General features: G+C 69.3%; 12 protein-coding genes. 5 read left to right on the plus strand and 7 right to left on the minus strand.

The genetic code is table 11. The features are described 5' to 3' along the window. Positions 1-9: 9 nt before the first annotated feature. From IPN47_08750 to IPN47_08760, 3 genes are all read right to left on the minus strand, one after another. Positions 10-1,311 carry a methyl-accepting chemotaxis protein gene (locus IPN47_08750; protein MBK9408123.1) on the minus strand — a complete coding sequence of 434 codons (1,302 nt, stop codon included), beginning with the start codon at positions 1,309-1,311 and terminating at the stop codon, positions 10-12. A 38-nt stretch (positions 1,312-1,349) separates the two neighbouring features. Continuing rightward, the gene (locus IPN47_08755; protein ID MBK9408124.1) at positions 1,350-1,874 is read right to left on the minus strand and encodes a PAS domain-containing protein; all 525 of its coding nucleotides are present in this window, start codon (positions 1,872-1,874) and stop codon (positions 1,350-1,352) included. A gap of 168 nt (positions 1,875-2,042) precedes the next feature. After that, positions 2,043-3,293, minus strand: a complete 1,251-nt coding sequence (locus IPN47_08760) for an ABC transporter permease (protein ID MBK9408125.1) — start codon at positions 3,291-3,293, stop codon at positions 2,043-2,045. 133 nt (positions 3,294-3,426) lie between these two features. On the opposite strand from IPN47_08760, the gene IPN47_08765 reads away from it, so the two are divergent. Continuing rightward, positions 3,427-4,959: a hypothetical protein gene (locus tag IPN47_08765; protein ID MBK9408126.1), complete on the plus strand. Its 1,533-nt coding sequence runs from the start codon at positions 3,427-3,429 to the stop codon at positions 4,957-4,959. Between the two features lie 67 nt (positions 4,960-5,026). On the opposite strand, the gene lon is transcribed toward IPN47_08765, so the two are convergent. Then, positions 5,027-7,570, minus strand: coding sequence for an endopeptidase La (lon, locus tag IPN47_08770; protein ID MBK9408127.1), 2,544 nt, complete (start codon positions 7,568-7,570; stop codon positions 5,027-5,029). A gap of 398 nt (positions 7,571-7,968) precedes the next feature. Between lon and IPN47_08775 the strand changes: the two genes are divergently transcribed. From IPN47_08775 to IPN47_08785, 3 genes are all read left to right on the plus strand, one after another. Continuing rightward, positions 7,969-9,852 carry a serine/threonine protein kinase gene (locus IPN47_08775; GenBank protein ID MBK9408128.1) on the plus strand — a complete coding sequence of 628 codons (1,884 nt, stop codon included), beginning with the start codon at positions 7,969-7,971 and terminating at the stop codon, positions 9,850-9,852. A 57-nt stretch (positions 9,853-9,909) separates the two neighbouring features. Continuing rightward, on the plus strand, positions 9,910-12,015 hold the full coding sequence (locus IPN47_08780; protein ID MBK9408129.1) for a protein kinase: 2,106 nt from the start codon (positions 9,910-9,912) through the stop codon (positions 12,013-12,015). A gap of 119 nt (positions 12,016-12,134) precedes the next feature. Continuing rightward, the gene (locus IPN47_08785; protein MBK9408130.1) at positions 12,135-13,865 is read left to right on the plus strand and encodes an amidohydrolase; all 1,731 of its coding nucleotides are present in this window, start codon (positions 12,135-12,137) and stop codon (positions 13,863-13,865) included. A 76-nt stretch (positions 13,866-13,941) separates the two neighbouring features. On the opposite strand, the gene IPN47_08790 is transcribed toward IPN47_08785, so the two are convergent. Genes IPN47_08790 through IPN47_08800 form a run of 3 tightly spaced genes read right to left on the minus strand, consistent with a single transcriptional unit; the run spans position 13,942 to position 15,613 of the window. Next, positions 13,942-14,475 carry a hypothetical protein gene (locus IPN47_08790; protein ID MBK9408131.1) on the minus strand — a complete coding sequence of 178 codons (534 nt, stop codon included), beginning with the start codon at positions 14,473-14,475 and terminating at the stop codon, positions 13,942-13,944. Then, positions 14,472-14,795 (minus strand): tetratricopeptide repeat protein, encoded by a 324-nt coding sequence (locus tag IPN47_08795; GenBank protein ID MBK9408132.1) that lies wholly within the window; start codon positions 14,793-14,795, stop codon positions 14,472-14,474. The genes IPN47_08790 and IPN47_08795 overlap by 4 nt, the downstream gene beginning before the upstream one ends. After that, positions 14,792-15,613, minus strand: coding sequence for an alpha/beta hydrolase (locus IPN47_08800; GenBank protein ID MBK9408133.1), 822 nt, complete (start codon positions 15,611-15,613; stop codon positions 14,792-14,794). Before IPN47_08800 ends, IPN47_08795 begins: the two co-directional genes overlap by 4 nt. Positions 15,614-16,255: 642 nt before the next feature. On the opposite strand from IPN47_08800, the gene IPN47_08805 reads away from it, so the two are divergent. Beyond that, positions 16,256-16,735 carry an Hsp20/alpha crystallin family protein gene (locus tag IPN47_08805; GenBank protein MBK9408134.1) on the plus strand — a complete coding sequence of 160 codons (480 nt, stop codon included), beginning with the start codon at positions 16,256-16,258 and terminating at the stop codon, positions 16,733-16,735. Positions 16,736-16,753 lie beyond the last annotated feature (18 nt).

Here is a 16,753-nt window from a genome sequence, read left to right on the forward strand (position 1 = left end):
TGCGCGTCGTTAGGTGGACCGGATCACGTGCAGGAAGCGATCGACCTCGCTGCGTAGCAGCTCCGCCATGCGGGAGAGTTCGTCGGCCGCCTGCAGCATCTGCCCGGCGGCGGTGCTCGTCTCTTCCACCGACTCCGAGACGCGCGCGATGCTCCCGGTGACCTGCTGCGTCCCCAGCGCCGCCTCGTGGATGTTGCGATTGATCTCGTCGGTCGCATAGCGCTGGTTGTGCACCGCCTCGCTCACGGCCGAGGTCAGGTCGTGCATCTGCGCGATCGTCCCGCTGATCCCGCCGATCGCTTCGGCCGCCTGCTCGCTCGCCGACTGCATCGCCAGCACCTGCGCTCCGATCTCGGTGGTCGCATCGCCGGTCTTGCTGGCCAGGTTCTTCACCTCGGCCGCCACCACGGCAAAGCCTCGTCCCACTTCACCGGCGCGCGCGGCCTCGATCGCCGCGTTGAGCGACAGGAGCCGCGTCTGGCTGGCGATGTCGGTGATCAGCTTCACCACGCGGGTGATCTGCCCCGAGGCGTTGGTCAGCCCGTGGACGATGTCGTTCGTGCGTTGCGCGGCGTCGACCGCGACCTGCGCCATGTCGCGTGACACCTTCGTCTGCTGCTCGATGTGTCCCACGGTCGCCGTGATCTCTTCGGCGGCGGCCGCCACCGACTCCATGCTGCGACTCGCCTCCTCCGAGGCCGCGGCGACGGTCGTCGATTGCTCGGAGGTGTGCTGGGCGGTGCCGGAGAGCGATTCGGCCGTGGCGCGGGCCTCGGTGGCGGCGGCCGCCACGTTGTCCACCACGACCTTGATGGCCGCCTCGAAGTCATCCGCCAGCCGCAACCGGTCCGTGGCCGCCTGGCGCAGCTGCTGCGACTTGGCCGCCATCTGGTCGGTCGCCGAGTTGATGAGGCGCGCCGCCACGCGGTAGTTCCCCAGCAGCCCGCGCTCCAGCACCCGGCGCCAGTACTTCTCCTCGCTGGCGTGTTGCAGCGACGCGCGCGACTCGCGCACGAAGGCGTCGGTGAGGTCGAGCAGGTGGTTGATCGCCCGCGACAGGTCGCCGAGCGGGCCGTCCCGACGGATTCCAAGGATGCGCTGCTCGAGATCTCCGGAGGCCGTCTCCCGGCAGACGCTCGCGATGCGCAGGATCCCCGCGCGGTACTCCTCGAGTTCGGCGCGCGCGGCGTCACGCTCGGCGCGCAGCGTCTCGACTTCGTCGAGCAGCGCCTCTACGTCGAGGGCAGACGGGGCGGGGGCAGCGGGCGCGGCGCGGCGGCGTGGTGGACGGGCGGTGGTAGCGCGAGGCATGGAGACCTAACGGTGCGGGGACGGCAGGGGCGACGACATCACAGGGACCAGACCCACTCGTCGTAGGCGATGCCGGCTTGCGCCAACGTGGCCTCGAGCAGCGCAACCGAGGCAACCAGGCCATCGCGACGGTCGGAGTGGCGACGCTCCGCCGCGAGCAACGCGGCATAGATCGGCTTCACCTTCTCCACCTTCGCCGGTTCTGGCACGCGGCGGTTGGAGTGGTAGCCCACGATCGTCCCCGCGTGGTCGAACGACGGCGTCACATGGGCGAGTACCCAGTAGTTGTCGCCGTTGCGCGCCATGTTGTTCACGTAGGCAAAGACCTCACGCCCCGTGGCCAGGGTATCCCACAACAGCTTGAAGACGGCGCGCGGCATGTCGGGATGCCGGATGATGGAGTGCGGCGCCCCGAGCAATTCGTCCTCTTCGTAGCCGCTGACACGAATGAAGACGTCGTTGGCGTACGTGATCTTCCCCTGAAGGTCGGTCTTGGAGACGATGATCTCGTCTTCACCGAACGAACGTTCTCGTCCCGATGGGACGACCTGCGAGCGGGTGATGGCCATGGCGCGGAGACGGGCGACGGACGCGAGGGGCGGAGGCGCACCTCGTTCTCTCAGGTGTCGGCACCTCACCCGCACAGCTGCATCGGGGATTGCCCGACGCAGTAGGCCTCGCGCGCCCCGCGTCTCCGCGGCGGTCGCGCGCCGGCGCGCGTGTCCCGCGCCCTACTCGTGGCGAATCGCGTCGATCGGCGAGAGTCGCGCAGCCCGGCGCGCCGGATACGTCCCGAAGATCAACCCGATCGCCACCGCCGATCCCGCCGCGACCATCACCGACGACAGCGACAGGCTGGGGGCGAGTCGATCGGCCCCGGTCTGCTGGCGAATGACGAGGATCGCCAGCGCCGCGATCACCGCCCCCAGCACGACACCGATCGCGCTGCCAACGCTCGAAATCGCCACCGACTCCGAGAGGAACTGGAGCAGCACGTCGCGCGGCCGCGCCCCGATCGCCTTGCGGACCCCGATCTCGCGCGTGCGTTCGGTGACCGAGGCGAGCATGACGTTCATGATGCCGATCCCACCCACGAGCAGCGAGATCGCGGCGATCGCCCCCATGAACCACTTGAAGACGCGCACCCCCTGCGTCGCTTGCTCGAGGCGCTTCTCCATCGTCCCCAGTTCGATGCGGCGCTCCCATCGCCCGCCGTAACGGCGACCGAGCCAGTCTTCGATCGCGCGCCGGAGTGCATCCACGTCTTCGATGCGGGTGGCGCGCACGGAGATGCCGGGGAGCAGGCGGCGTCCGCCGGCCATGGCGAGGAGCGGGGCCGAGGCGTACGGGACGGTCGCGGCCCAGCCACGCTCCCCCTTGTACGAGGTCAGAATGCCGATCACCTGGCGCGGCGAGCCGTTCACCCGCACCGTCTCGCCGATCATGCGCTCGGGGGCTCGAGGGAGAGCAAGGTCGCTCGCCAGTTTGTGGGAGAGGACGACGACGGCGGCGTTGCGCTCATCCTCCACGCGCGTGAAGAACCGTCCCGCCGCCAACTCGGCGCGCATGTAGTGATCGACGCCGGCCATGGCCGCCGTCACCGAGGTTTCGCGCCGGGTGCCCGTGCGTGGCGACTCCACCGGGACCGTCGCCGCGACCGAGAGCGACACGTCCTTCACCCACTCGACCTCCTTCGCGATGGCAGCGGCGTCGTCGCGCGTGAAGACCGGATAGTCGCGGACCGGGATCCACTCGCCGTCGACGCGCTCCGACGTGCGCGACGCGAGCGACACCGACTGCACGTCGGTCGTGCGCTCGACTTCATCGCGCGTGAACCGCTCCATCCCGTCGCCTAACGACAAGACGGCGACAAGCGATCCCACGCCAATGATGACGCCAAGCGTGGACAGGATCGTCCGGAGCGTGTTGACCCGCAGCTGGTCGAAGGCGACGACGAGTGCGGTGGAGAATGAGGAGAGCATTATGGTCGCGTCTGGTGTCTCGCCCCTACGGGGCCGGCAAGTCTCAAGTTCCGCTAATGCGCGCCCCATGGCGAGTCGCTAGCTTGCCCACCCTGTGGATGTTCGATGCACCGCCGTCCGGATTTCGTCTCGCATGTCACATGTAGTCCGCCCCCGCGCCATCTGTCTCGCGCTCTTTGCCCTCGCGATCGTCACCGCAGCCTGCAGCGACGGCGGGGGCCCGGCCCCCGTGCCGAAGGCCATCGAAGCGGCCACCACGACCCTCCCCTCCGCAGAAGCGGGAAGCGCGCTGCTCTCACCGCCGACCTTCGTCGTGCGTGACGCGAGTGGAAAGGCCCTCGGTGGCATTGCCGTCACCATCGCCGTCGGAGAGGGAGGGGGGACGCTGCGAAATCCCCCCACACGCACCGCCAGTGGACCGACCAGCGTCGGACAGTGGACGCTTGGCACGCGCAGTGGACGGAACACCCTGATCGTCACGGTCGGCAACCTCGCGCCAGCCACCATCGAGGCGACGGCGCTCCCCGGTCCCCCCGCCGAGATTCGCGCCTCGGTCGGCAACAACCAGGTGGCCCTCGCCGGCGACGAAGTCGAGGAATCGCTCGGGGCGCTCGTCGTCGATCGCTTCGGCAATCCGGTCCCGCAGCAGACCGTTCGCTTCGATCCCATTCTCGGCGGCGGTACGGTCACGCCTGCCACGGCGGTCACCGGCGCCGACGGCATCGCGAGCGGCGTACGCTGGCGGCTCGGCTCGCGACTCGCCACGCAGACGGTGCGAGCGGCGATCCTCCCGATCGCCACCGACTTCACCGCGCGTGTCCGCTCGGACTTCACCATCGACGTGCGCTTCGTGGGAACTCCGAGCGTGCAGGCGCAGGAGGCCTTTCGAAACGCCGCGGAGCGCATTCGCACGGCGGTGATCGGAGATCTCGAGGACATCCCCGTGCAGGGACTCGACGCCAGTCGGTGCGGCGCTGGCGCAGGGGTGACGCTCACCGAGACCGTCGACGACATCATCATCTACGCGAGCGTCTCGCCCATCGACGGTGTCGGCCGCGTCCTCGGTCGCGCCGGCCCATGCTTCATTCGCACGTCGACGCTTCATTCGCTCGTTGGTCAGATGACCTTCGACGAGGCCGACGCGCAGGCGCTCATCACGTCGGAGCGGTTCGAGTCGATCGTGCTGCACGAGATGCTGCACGTGGTTGGGATCGGCTCGCTGTGGCGACTCAAGGCGCTCGTCGACAGCTCGGGGACGGCCGATCCGCGCTTCAACGGCGTCACCGCCACCGCGCGCTGCCTGCTCATCGGCTTCGGGTCGCAGTGTGCCTCGGGAGTTCCACTGGAGAACATTGGTGGAGCCGGGACCGCCGAAGTGCACTGGCGCGAGTCGATCTTCGACCGCGAACTGATGACCGGCTTTGCCGAGTCGACCAACGACATGCCGCTGAGTGTGATGACGCTGGGCGCGCTGGTGGATTACGGCTTCGTCGTGAACGAGAAGGCCGCCGATCCGTTTCAGGCGCCAGTCGCGCGCGTGGCCCCGCGGCGCGCCGCTCCGCAGGAGGCGCCGTGGGAAGAGCTGCTCGAGCCGCAGTTCGAGGTGTCGCGCTTTGGGCGCGTGCAACCCATTCGACCGCGGTTGCAGGTCGTCCCACGGCCATGAACTTGGCGTGACCGGAAACGACGCGGGCGCCTCATCGGCGCCCGCGTCTCGTTTCCGTGTCGTCCGACTACGCCGCCTTCACGTCGGGGCGTCCCCCTTCGTTCACCAGCGCGATCGCCAGGACTTCGGCGAGCGACTCGACCGGGTGGAAGGTGAGCTCCTTCTGCACCTCCTCCGGGACGTCCTCGAGGTCGGCAGCGTTCTGCTTGGGGATGATGATGTGCTTGATCCCCGCGCGGTGTGCGCCGAGCACCTTTTCCTTGAGCCCGCCGATAGGGAGGGCACGGCCGCGCAGCGTGATCTCGCCGGTCATCGCCACGTCACGCCGCACCGGGCGTCCCGAGAGTTCCGAGACGAGCGCCGTGGCGATGGCCAGGCCGGCCGACGGCCCGTCCTTCGGGATTGCACCTGCCGGGACGTGGATGTGCGCCTCGCTGGCGGCCGTCATGCGATCGGCCGGGATTCCCAGTTCGGCGGCGTTGTTCGTGGCGTAGGTGAGCGCGGCGCGTGCGCTCTCCTTCATCACGTCGCCCAGCTGACCGGTGAGGATCAGCGAGATCGGTCCCTGACGGGTGTTGCCCTCCTCGGTCGCGGCCACTCGTGCCTCGCTCCGCCGGATCGAGGCCTCGACGAACATGATGTCCCCGCCCTGGGGCGTGTAGTACATGCCGGTGGCGATCCCCACCTCGTGCTTCTCCTGCGCACGTTCGGGGTGCACCTTGGGCCTGCCTAACAACTCGCGCACCTCGGTGGCGTCGATCACGTTGTCGTCCAGCGTCGACGTGTCGCCCGTGGCCAGCTGGCGCGCCACCTTGCGGCACACGCGGCCGATCTCGCGCTCGAGCTGGCGCACGCCGCTCTCCCGCGTGTAGTTCGACACCACCGACATCACCGCATCGTCGGCGAACGCCACCTTCTTGTCCTGCAGCCCCGACTCCTCGAGTTGGCGCGGGATCAGGTACTTCTTCGCGATCTCCGCCTTCTCGCGCTCGGTGTAGCCGGCGAACTCCACGACTTCCATGCGGTCGAGGAGCGGCCCGGGAATGTTCTGGATGAAGTTCGCCGTGGCGATGAACAAGACCTCGCTCAGGTCGAACGGGACCCCGAGGTAGTGATCGGTGAACGAGTCGTTCTGCGCGGGGTCGAGGACCTCGAGCAGCGCGCTCGACGGATCGCCCTGGAACGACTGCCCCAGCTTGTCCACCTCGTCGAGCAGGAAGACGGGGTTCTTGCTCTGCGCCTGCTTCATCCCCTGGATGATGCGCCCCGGCATCGCACCGACGTAGGTGCGCCGGTGCCCGCGGATGTCGGCCTCGTCGCGCGCGCCGCCTAACGCCACGCGCACGTACTCACGCCCCAGCGACCGGGCGATCGACTTGGCGATCGACGTCTTGCCGACCCCTGGCGGGCCGGTGAACAGGAGGATCGGGCCGCGCGCCATCGCCCGCGCCTTCGCTTCCTTGGCGTCGGTGATCGTGCGCTCGTCGCCGTCGCCGTTGCTGGCGGAGGGCGTGACGTCACCGTTCCCCCCCTTCAGCTTCCCGACCGGGAACTCGCCGGTCTTGGTCACTTCCTCGGCCATCTGCTGGGCGCGCAGCTGCCGCACCGCCAGGAACTCGACGACGCGGTCCTTCACGTCCTGCAGCCCGTAGTGGTCCTCGTCGAGGATCCCGATCGCCCGATTGAGGTCGAGATGGTCGTCCGAACGCTTGCTCCACGGCAGCTCGGCGATCCATTCGAGGTACGTGCGGATCACCTGCGCTTCCATGGACTCGCGCCCCGAACGCTCCAGGCGCCCGAGTTCGCGCTCCACCTCGTTCCGCGCCTCCTTGGGAAGGTCGAGCTTGCTGAGCTTCTCGCGGAGGTCGGCGATTTCCTTGGACTGGTCGTCGTCCCCCAGCTCCTTCTGGATCGCCTTGAGCTGCTCGCGCAGGAACATCTCGCGCTGCCGCTCGCCCAGCTCTTCCTGGACCTGGGTCTTGATCTCCTCCTGCGCCTCGAGCATGCCGATCTGGCGCTGCACGTGGACCAGGACACGGCGAAGCCGCTCCTCCACGCTCAGCGTTTCCAGGAGCCCCTGCTTTTCGGGGACGGGGAGTTCGATGTATCCGGCGACGAGGTCGGCAAAGCGCCCCGGCTCGTCGACCGAGTCGAGGACCTGGTGCACGACCTCCTCGGGGAGCCCGCGCTTCTCGCCCAGCTCCTGGGCGCGCTCGCGCGTCTCCTTGTGGAGCGCCTCGAAGGCGGGGTCGCTCTCGTTGAGCGGCGCCATCTCCTCGGTGGGCATCACCACCGCGGTCAGGTACCCGTCGTTGAGGGCGTACTGGAGCGATGTGGCGCGCTGCTCTCCCTGCAGGAGGAGCTGCACCCCCCCGAGGCCGCGCTGAATCTGCCCGATGCGGGCGATGACCCCCATCGAATAGAGAATCTCCGGTGCGGGCTCGTCGGTGTTGTCACGCTGCGCGACCGCGAAGACCAGACGGTCAGTCTTCAGGGCCGCCTCGATCGCCCGGAGCGTCCCTGGACGCCCGGCCGCGATCGGGGAGGTGAGTCCCGGAAAGGTGACCGTCCCGCGAAGAGGGAGGACGGGGAGTGTCTGTCGCTGGGCCATTTTCGAGATGACGAGAGGGCGAAGAACGGAAGACGAGTCGCTGGAAGACGTGGCCTGGGGCCCCGGTAGGCGAAGTGGGGACGGCGGTGGGAGCCTGGGCCGGACGCCGGCACCCGCTCCCCCCACCCTCCCGCGTTCCCGTCTTCTCCTCCACCTGTATGCACGCTGCGGGCTCACCTTTTTACGCCACCCTGACGGGCTTTGCAACTTTCGCGGGCCATTCTGACGTAGTGCCCTCGCGAATGCGCCGTAGCGGCGGAGCGCCGCGCTAGACGCTCTTCCGGACGAATGCTACACTACGATGCTGATCGCCCCCTCAGATTCTATCGCTCCCCCCTCGAGTGCCAGAACCCATCGCTTCATCATCTGACTCAGAGCTTCGCGCGCACGTCGAACGCGTGCTCAGCGCGAACTACGAGTTGGATCGGGAGATCGGCCGCGGGGGAATGGGGATCGTGTACCTGGCGCGCGATCGCCGCCTCAAGCGGCAAGTCGCCATCAAGATCCTCCCGCCCGAACTCGCCTTCCGGGGCGAGATCCGCACGCGCTTCCTTCGCGAGGCCGAGACCGCGGCGCAGCTCAGCCACCCCAACATCGTCCCGATCTATTCGGTCGACGAACGCGAGGGGCTGGTCTTCTTCGTCATGGCCTACGTCGACGGCGACAACCTCGCCGTCCGGCTGCACAAGAACGGCGCGCTCGCCTACGACGAGACGCGACGGACCCTGCTCGAGGTGGCGCGCGCCCTCGCCTTCGCCCACGAGCGCGGCGTGGTGCACCGGGACATCAAGCCCGACAACATCCTCATCAACAAGGAGGATGGCCGGGTGATGGTGACCGACTTCGGGATCGCCCGCGCCGTGAGCGATTCCGACGCCCGCCTCACCGCGACCGGCATGGCCATCGGGACCCCGGCCTACATGTCGCCCGAGCAGTCGATGGGCGAGCGGGAGGTCGATGGGCGCAGCGACCTGTACTCGTTAGGTGTCGTCGCCTACCAGATGCTCAGTGGCGAGCTTCCGTTCAACGCCTCCAGTACCCCGGCGCTGCTCGTCAAGCACATCTCCGAGAACCCGGTTCCGTTGCACCAGCGCTGCCCGGAGGTCCCACAGGACCTCGGGCGCGCCGTGATGATGATGCTGGAGAAGGACCCGGACAATCGCTTCCCGAGCGCGGCGGCCCTGGCCACGGCGCTCGAGACGGGCGAGGTCCCGATGCCGCGCAACGGCGGCGCGTTGGCGTTAGGCTCCGTCGCTCCGCGCTCGGCCACCGAGGCGTCCTCTCTGCGCCCCGGCGCAGGTGCGATGGCGCCCGCGTATGGCGCCGCCCCGAGCTCGGAGGAACTGGCCCGCTGGAACGCGCATGAGGTCCGCGCCTTCCGGAAGAAGCTCGCCCCGTGGATGTTCGCCGGTGGCGTGAGTGTCGTCGTCGCCGCCTTCGGCGGCCCCGACTTCGCCGGCCTGTGGGGGATGTACTCCATCTACATCGCCTGGAAGTACGCCAAGCTGTGGAGCGACGGCTACGACTGGCGCGACATCCTGAAGGAGCCGAAGGATCGCCTCTTCTTCGACGTCGTAGCCGAGTGGACCGACAGCGTGCGCGCCTTGTGGGATCCCACCAAGCGTGGCGAGGTCCGCGATCGCGCGCGCATGCGATCGAGCATCGGTGGCGACTTCTTCGACCGCGCCGGCTCGGCCGGGGCGCTGGGCGCCGGGGCACCGGTCAATGCCGTCGCATCCCTCGGTGGGGCGAGCGGCCGCTCGGTGCAGGATGCCCGCCGCAATCGCGATGAGATTCTCCGCCTCATCGAGACGCTCCCCAAGAAGGAAAAGTCGATCCTCGGCGACGTGCCGTCGTCGGCGATGGCGCTGTACCAGAAGGTCGAGGCGCTGGCGTTGCAGGTGCAGGAGCTCGAGCGCACCGTCCCCGCGGAATCGTCGGCGCAGCTCGATGCCGAAATCGCACGACTCGAGGGAGAGGCCAACCCCCTCGACACGCGCGCCAGCGAAGAGCGGGTGCGCCGGCTCGCCTACCTCAAGCGCCAGCGTCGCGCCGTCGCCGACCTCGGGGGCCGGCTGTCGCAATCGCGCGAGAAGCTCGAGAGCTGCATGCTCGCGCTGCAGAACATGCGGCTCGAGGTCGTGCGCCTGCGCAGCGGCCCGCAGAACTTCCAGACCATCACCTCGGTGGCCGAGAAGGCGATTGCGCTCGGGCGCGAGGTCGACGCGGCGGTCTACGCGCGCGACGAGATGGCCAAACTGAAGATAGGAGGACGGGGCTAGCGACCCTCGGACGCGGCGCAGTTCGCCGCCGTCCCATGGGCCAGACCCCGGGCATCCATGTCCGATCCCCTCCGCGAACGCGTCGGCGCTGCGCTCGGAAGCGCATACGACATCGAGGGAGAACTCGGGCGTGGCGGCATGGGGGTGGTCTATCGCGCCCTCGACCGCAAGTTGCGCCGGGCGGTGGCCATCAAGGTCCTCCCGCCCGAGCTGGCGTACCGCGACGACGTGAAGCAGCGATTCCTGCGTGAGGCACAGACCGCGGCGCAGCTCAACCACCCCAACATCGTCCCGATCTACGCGGTCGAGGAACGCGACGGCCTGGTCTGCTTCGTCATGGCGCTGGTCGAGGGCGAGCCACTCGCGTTGCGGCTGGCGACCGACACCCGCCCCCCCGTCGCCGACGTCTGTCGCATCCTGCGCGGCGTGGCCGATGCCCTCGCGTACGCACACGCCCGCGGCATCGTGCATCGCGACATCAAGCCCGACAACATCCTGATCGATCGCGCCACCGGGCGGCCCATGGTCACCGATTTCGGGATCGCCCGCGCCGCCGAGGGCGACGCGCGCCTCACCGTCACCGGGATCGCCGTCGGCACCCCGGCGTACATGTCGCCCGAGCAGGCGATGGGGGAGCGCGAGATCGACGGACGCTCCGACCTGTACTCGCTGGCGATCGTCGCCTACCAGATGCTCGCCGGCGAGCTCCCGTTCCAGGCGACCAACACCCCGTCGATGCTGATGAAGCACATCAGCGACACGCCGCGCCCGCTCCGCGAACGCCGCCGCGACCTCCCGCCGCTCCTGGTCGCGGCGATCGAGCGCGCGATGGCCAAGCGGCCGCAGGACCGATGGGACGACGCCGCCGGCTTTCGCGATGCGATTGCCGCCATCGAGGGCGGGACCGCCGCGCTCGCGCCGCCGCCACCGTCGGCGTCGGTGCCTCCGCGTGCCGAGCAGCCCCCGGATCGGGCGCCGCAGGATCTCGCGCGCCTCTCGTCCGCCTGGAAGCACGCCGCCCCTCGCCCCGAAGGGCTCGCGGCCAACGTGCGCGCCATCGTGCGTGGCGCACAGGAGCACGCGATGGAGCAGGCGCGCCTCGCCGAGGACATGGCGCGCGACGCCGTCGATGCCGCCAATGCCGGCTGGAGTACGAACGCCCCGCGGAACCCCAACCAGGGACTGCAGGCGCGTCCGCCGGTCCCCCCCTGGATGCCGGATTCGTGGCGCGACGTGCGCGAACAGTCGCGCGCGGCACGAGGCGAGTCGCGCGGGGAGGGCCGCGCCCAGTCGCGCGGCGCCCGCGCGGCCCTTCGGGGCAAGGAGAGCCTCGAGACCTTCGGGCAGCTGAGCATCGCCGATCGCATTCGCGCCTTCCGGCGCCGCACGGCGAGCAGCGCCGTGACCGTCGGGATGCTCGGCGCCATCAACCTGATGTTCTCCCCTGACTTCCTCTGGTTCCTCTTTCCAGCGGTCGCGATGACGATCCCGCTGGCCCAGCGACTCGCGTCGCTCTGGGCTGACGGCGTTCGCGTGAAGGACATCTTCGGCGCCGAGGCGGCCAAGGCGCTCAAGGCGCAGAACGACCTTGGTGGGCCACGCGCTGAGCTGCCGTCCGCGTCGCAGGTCGCGCGACAGATGGCCCCCGCCGACGTCCTCGCCGGCCCGTATGGCGATCACGTGCGCCGCGCGGCCGCCGATCGTCTCGCGGTCCAGGAGGTGCTCGGAAAGCTGACCAAGGCCGACAAGGATCTCATCCCAGATGTCGCGCCAACGGTCGATGCGCTCGCCGAGCGCGTCGCATCGCTGGCGCAGGCGCTGCACCGACTCGAGGAGGACGTGCGCCCCTCCGCCATCGAGGAGCTCGATGGTCGCATCGCGGCCGCACGAGCGCTCGCCGAATCGCGCGAGCGCGACCAGCGGTTGCAGCTGCTCGAGCGGCAGCGCGCGACGATGGTCGACCTCCTGTCGCGGCACGAGACGCTGCGCACGCAACTCGAGAGTGCCTCGCTCGTGCTGCAGAACATGCGACTCGACATGATCGCGCTGCGCTCCGCCGGGGTGCAGTCGGCGATGGACGACGTTTCGTCGGCGACGCAGGAAGCGCGCGCGCTGTCGCGCGACATCGCCAACGTCCTCGACGCGGCCAAGCAGGTTCGCTAGCGAAGGACGTCGGTGCGCTCGCCGAAAGGGCGAGCGCCGGCGCGGGCAGCGAGTGAGGCGCACGCTTCCGCTCTCCGGGTTCGCGGTGCAACTTCGCGCGACCCCACCCCTGCCGACCCATGGATCGTCGCCACGTTCGTTCCTGCACGCTTGCGGCTGCCGTCGCCTTCGCCGGCGTCGTTGCCGCGCCGCGTGCCGGCGCCCAGCCGACTCGCGCCGACCTCGTACTCGTCAACGGCTCGGTGGTCACCGTCGATTCGCAGCGTCCGCGCGCCGAGGCGGTCGCGGTGCGCGGCGACCGAATCATCGCCGTCGGAACGAGCGCCGAGATACGCCGCTTGACCGGTCCGGGTACGCGGGTGATCGACCTCGCCGGGCGCTTGCTGATTCCCGGCTTCATCGAGGGCCACGGACACTACACCGGGCTCGGCGAATCCAAGCTCGTGCTCGACCTCACGACGGCCGGCACGTGGGACGACATCGTGGCGATGGTCGGCCAGGCGGCGAGGACGGCGCGCCCGGGCGAGTGGATCGTGGGGCGCGGGTGGCACCAGGAGAAGTGGGCGCGCACGCCGCAGCCCAACGTCCAGGGCGTCCCGCTGCATGCATCGCTCGATGCGGTGAGCCCCGAGCATCCCGTGATCCTGACGCACGCCAGCGGTCACGCCGGCTTCGCCAATGGCCGGGCGATGTCGCTCGCCGGGATCACGCGCACCACGCCCGATCCCGATGGTGGCGAGATCGTGAAGGATGCCAACGGCGAGCCGACCGGCTTCCTCAAGGAGACCGCGCAGCGCCTGGTGGGGGCGGCGCGCACGCGCGACGATCGCATGAGCGCGGCGGACCGCGAGGCGCGCTTTCGCCAGGTAGTGCAGCTGGCGGGAGACGAGGCGCTCTCGCGCGGCGTCACCACCTTCCACGACGCCGGCGCCAGCTTCGCGACCATCGATGCCTACAAGAAGCTTGCTGATGAGGGCAAGCTCCCCGTCCGCCTCTACGCGATGGTGCGGCGCGAGAGCAACGCGCGCCTCGACTCGCTCCTTCCGCGCTACCGCCTCATCGGCTATGGGCGTCACTTCCTCACCGTGCGCTCCATCAAGCGACAGATCGACGGTGCGCTCGGTCCGCGCGGCGCGTGGCTCCTCGAGCCGTACGACGACCTGCATTCCAGCAGCGGACTCGCCCTCGAATCGCCGGCCGACATCGAGGAGACGGCGCGCGTCGCCATCAAGCACGGCTTCCAGGTCAATACGCACGCCATCGGCGACCGGGCCAATCGCGAGGTGCTCGACATCTACGAGCGCACCTTCAAGGCGCACCCCGACAAGACCGACCTGCGCTGGCGCGACGAACACTCGCAGCACATCGATCCCGCCGACATCGCCCGCTTCAAGGCGCTCGGCATCATCGCGTCGATGCAGGGGATTCACACCATCTCCGACGGTCCGTGGGTCGCCAAGCGGCTGGGAGCGGAGCGCACGCGTCGCACCTCGTACCCGTGGCGCTCGCTCTGGGACGCCGGCGTGATCGTCACCAACGGCACCGACGTGCCGGTCGAACGGATCGACCCGATCCCGAGCTTCTGGGGGAGCGTGGCGCGCAAGACGATCGATGGGACGGTCTTCCTTCCCGAGCAGCGCGTCACGCGCGACGAAGGGCTGCGCGCCTACACGCTCAACAACGCGTACGCGGCCTTCGAGGAGAAGGAGAAGGGGTCGATCACGGTCGGCAAGCTCGCCGACCTCGTCGTGATGACGAAGAACATCATGACCATCCCCGAGGACGAGATCCCGACGGCGCGGGTCGCCTTGACGGTGCTGGGCGGCAAGGTCGTGTACGAAGCGAAGTGAGGGGAGCGCGCCCCCCGGCCGGCGGTCGCACGATCGTCGGCGCGCTCCCGCAGGTGCGGGAGCGCCGACCGGCCGCCTAACGCGGCAGTTCGCCCGGCACCCAGCGTTCGCCGCCTAACGCGTACCCGACCACCCCGCCAACCCCCATCCCGAGGGCGAGCCCGACCGGGGCTCCCTTCAGGAAGTCCGAGGCTTTGGGATTGACCTCCGGCAGCTGACCGAAGCCGATCAGCAGCGCGCCGGCCAGCCCGCCGATCAGCATCCCCTTGAACGTCGCCTTGCGCGTCGTGCGCCCGGCGCTCACCTCGAGCCGTTCGATCGCCGAGGTTCGCACGTTCACCCGTCGGTACGATTCCACGAGGACCGGCCCCATCTCGAAGCCGAGCCGGCGCCGTACCCCGGCGGTGTCGAGCGTCACTTCGTTCGCGTCGAGCGAGTCGACGCGCCCGACGAACAGCTCCCGTCGGATGGAAGGGGCGGAGATGCGGACCCGCGATCCCACGCCCACGGGCTGCGCCGCCACGGGCGAGACCCGCTGCGCGAGCGCGGCGGGGACGTCGAAGGAGCACCAGGCGAGGGCGATCAGGGCGCCCCGCACGAGTCGGTTCACGCGGAATCCTCCAGGTCTTCGAGTCGCCCGGCCAGCTCACTCGCCATGCCGGGGTGTCCAAATCGTTCGGCCGCGGCGATGCCGCGCCGTAAGGCGTCCCGCGCCTCCTCATGTCTGCCTAACGCCTGGCACGCATCGGCCAGGCGGCCGTAGGCGTTCCCTTCGTCGTCGTGGGCGGCCAAGTACAACCGCAGCTGCTCCGCGGCCTCCTCCCACAGCTCCGCCTTGAGCAGTTCGTTCGCCAGCCCGAAGCGCGCGAGCGCGTGCCCCGGGTTCTTGGCGACCATGGCGCGAAAGGTGTCGAGTCGAGGTGCCGTCATCGCGAAAGGAGGGAGGTCAAGGCCTGAGCGACGCGCTCCGGCGCTTCTTCTGGCGTAAAGTGACGGATGTCCGGCACGACGTCGAGCGTGGCACCACGAATCGCATCGGCAAGTCGTTGCCCGATCTCGCGCGGCAGGAACGGATCCTCTGCCCCCCACACGATCGCGGTCGGCGCCACGATGTCCTTCAATCGCGGCTCGAGCGCTTTCGTTTCCCCCGAGTCGAGCGCCGCGAGGTGTGCCACCAGCGTGTCCCGCCCCGCTTCCGACGCGAACGGTCGTACGTACTGCTCGATGGAGTGCGACCCGCGTTCCGAGACGACGTAGCCACGCAGCAGGTCGGCGCGAAGGACCGACAGGATCCACGTGGCTGGTAAGTGACGCGTGAGCGGCATGGTGGCCCTGACGAGCTTCACTTCTCGCCCCGGCCAGGCGTCAAACGCGACGGAGTTGATCAGCAGGAGGCGCGCGACGCGCGTGGGGTGACGGATCGCCAGCGACTGCGCGATCCCCCCGCCGATGTCGTGCCCAACGATGGTCGCGTAGTTGATCCCCAGGGCGTCGAGGAGCGAGACCACCCGGTCGGCGTGCGCCCGGAGCGACAGGTCGGCCGTGCCGGGCGGATCGCTGCGTCCGAATCCCAGCAGGTCGAGGACGACGACCCGGTGCCCCTTGGGCACGAGGGAGACGACGTCGCTCCAGAGGTGCGACGAGGTCGGAAAGCCGTGAATGAAGACGATCGGCTCGCCGCCTCCGCGCGACCCGGCGGCGTAGTAGTACAGCCGAGCCCCCCCGACATCGACGAACTCACCGCGCACGGGCTGCGCGGCGAAGACGGGGGTCGGGCAGGAGGAGTCGAGGCATGGTCGGAAGTGTGGGTGTCGCCACGGCAAATTGGGCGTTGCCTTGGTGCAGGACAAGCGCACCGCGCCACGCGACTGACCTGCGCGGCACATTTCCGCGCCGCGCGTCGATCGCCGACGCGAACGTGCGGGTCGGGTGGTTCATTCGCTTGTGCTTGAACGACTTGCGAGGTGGATCTCGCTCGACCCGAGCTGGCGACGCGCGCCTGGCTGTCGCGGCGCCCCGAGGGGACCCCTCGGCGTCACCGGTGTTCCGGTGCGTGCCCGTTGCCCACACGTCGTCCCCGCGGCAGCCCTGCTCGACTTACGTCGCGCAACGTCGGCAGTCGGCACCGGCGAGACCGTCGGCACCGCCCCACCGGCCGCACCGGCGGTACGACGCGGCCCGGTTCCGTGGCACCTGAGCGCCGCGTGCGGCCGGGTTCGCCGCCCCGTGCGGAGCCACGACGCGCGCAACGGCGAGCCCTGCAATCCATGCGTAGTCCCTTCTCCGGCGCGATCTCCCGTCCGTGCCCGACAGACGCGGGGCGCGCGCGTCGGCATCCTTCTAGGTGTCGAGGAAACGCTCGACGGAAGTGACTCCAGCAAGGAGGAGTTATGACCAGGCACCTGATGCCGCGCACGACACCGGCGTTCACGACGGCCTTCCGCGAATTGGACGACATGCAGCATCGGCTGCGCCGGTTCTTCAACCAGACGCCCGGGAACGACCTGTTCACCACCGAGGCGGTGGGGTGGATGCCGCCGGTCGAGATCGTCGAAAAGCCCGACGCACTCATGCTCACGGCGGAGCTGCCGGGCGTGACGAAGGAACACATCGACGTCACGTTCGAAGACGACGTGCTCACCATCCGCGGCGAGAAGACCGAGGAGAAGCGCGAGGACAAGGAGGAGGCGAAGTTCCATCTCTTCGAGCGCTTCTACGGCACGTTCGCTCGTTCGTTCGTCGTCCCGCGCACCATCGATGCGACCAAGATCACGGCGCAGTTCCGTGACGGCGTGCTCGTGGTGCGTCTGCCCAAGGCCGAGGCGGCGATGGCCAAGGGACGCAAGATCGAGGTGAACGAAGCGACGTAGTCGCCATCGCTCGGCGCG

The organism is Gemmatimonadota bacterium (assembly GCA_016719105.1).
Lineage (GTDB): Bacteria > Gemmatimonadota > Gemmatimonadetes > Gemmatimonadales > Gemmatimonadaceae > SCN-70-22.

Excerpts from the sequence above, each read along its gene's own strand:
- IPN47_08750 (MBK9408123.1), bottom strand. The coding sequence starts at position 1,311 with ATGCCTCGCGCTACCACCGCCCGTCCACCACGCCGCCGCGCCGCGCCC.
- IPN47_08760 (MBK9408125.1), bottom strand. The coding sequence starts at position 3,293 with ATGCTCTCCTCATTCTCCACCGCACTCGTCGTCGCCTTCGACCAGCTG.
- IPN47_08765 (MBK9408126.1), top strand. The coding sequence starts at position 3,427 with ATGTCACATGTAGTCCGCCCCCGCGCCATCTGTCTCGCGCTCTTTGCC.
- lon (MBK9408127.1), bottom strand. The coding sequence starts at position 7,570 with ATGGCCCAGCGACAGACACTCCCCGTCCTCCCTCTTCGCGGGACGGTC.
- IPN47_08780 (MBK9408129.1), top strand. The coding sequence starts at position 9,910 with ATGTCCGATCCCCTCCGCGAACGCGTCGGCGCTGCGCTCGGAAGCGCA.
- IPN47_08785 (MBK9408130.1), top strand. The coding sequence starts at position 12,135 with ATGGATCGTCGCCACGTTCGTTCCTGCACGCTTGCGGCTGCCGTCGCC.
- IPN47_08795 (MBK9408132.1), bottom strand. The coding sequence starts at position 14,795 with ATGACGGCACCTCGACTCGACACCTTTCGCGCCATGGTCGCCAAGAAC.
- IPN47_08805 (MBK9408134.1), top strand. The coding sequence starts at position 16,256 with ATGACCAGGCACCTGATGCCGCGCACGACACCGGCGTTCACGACGGCC.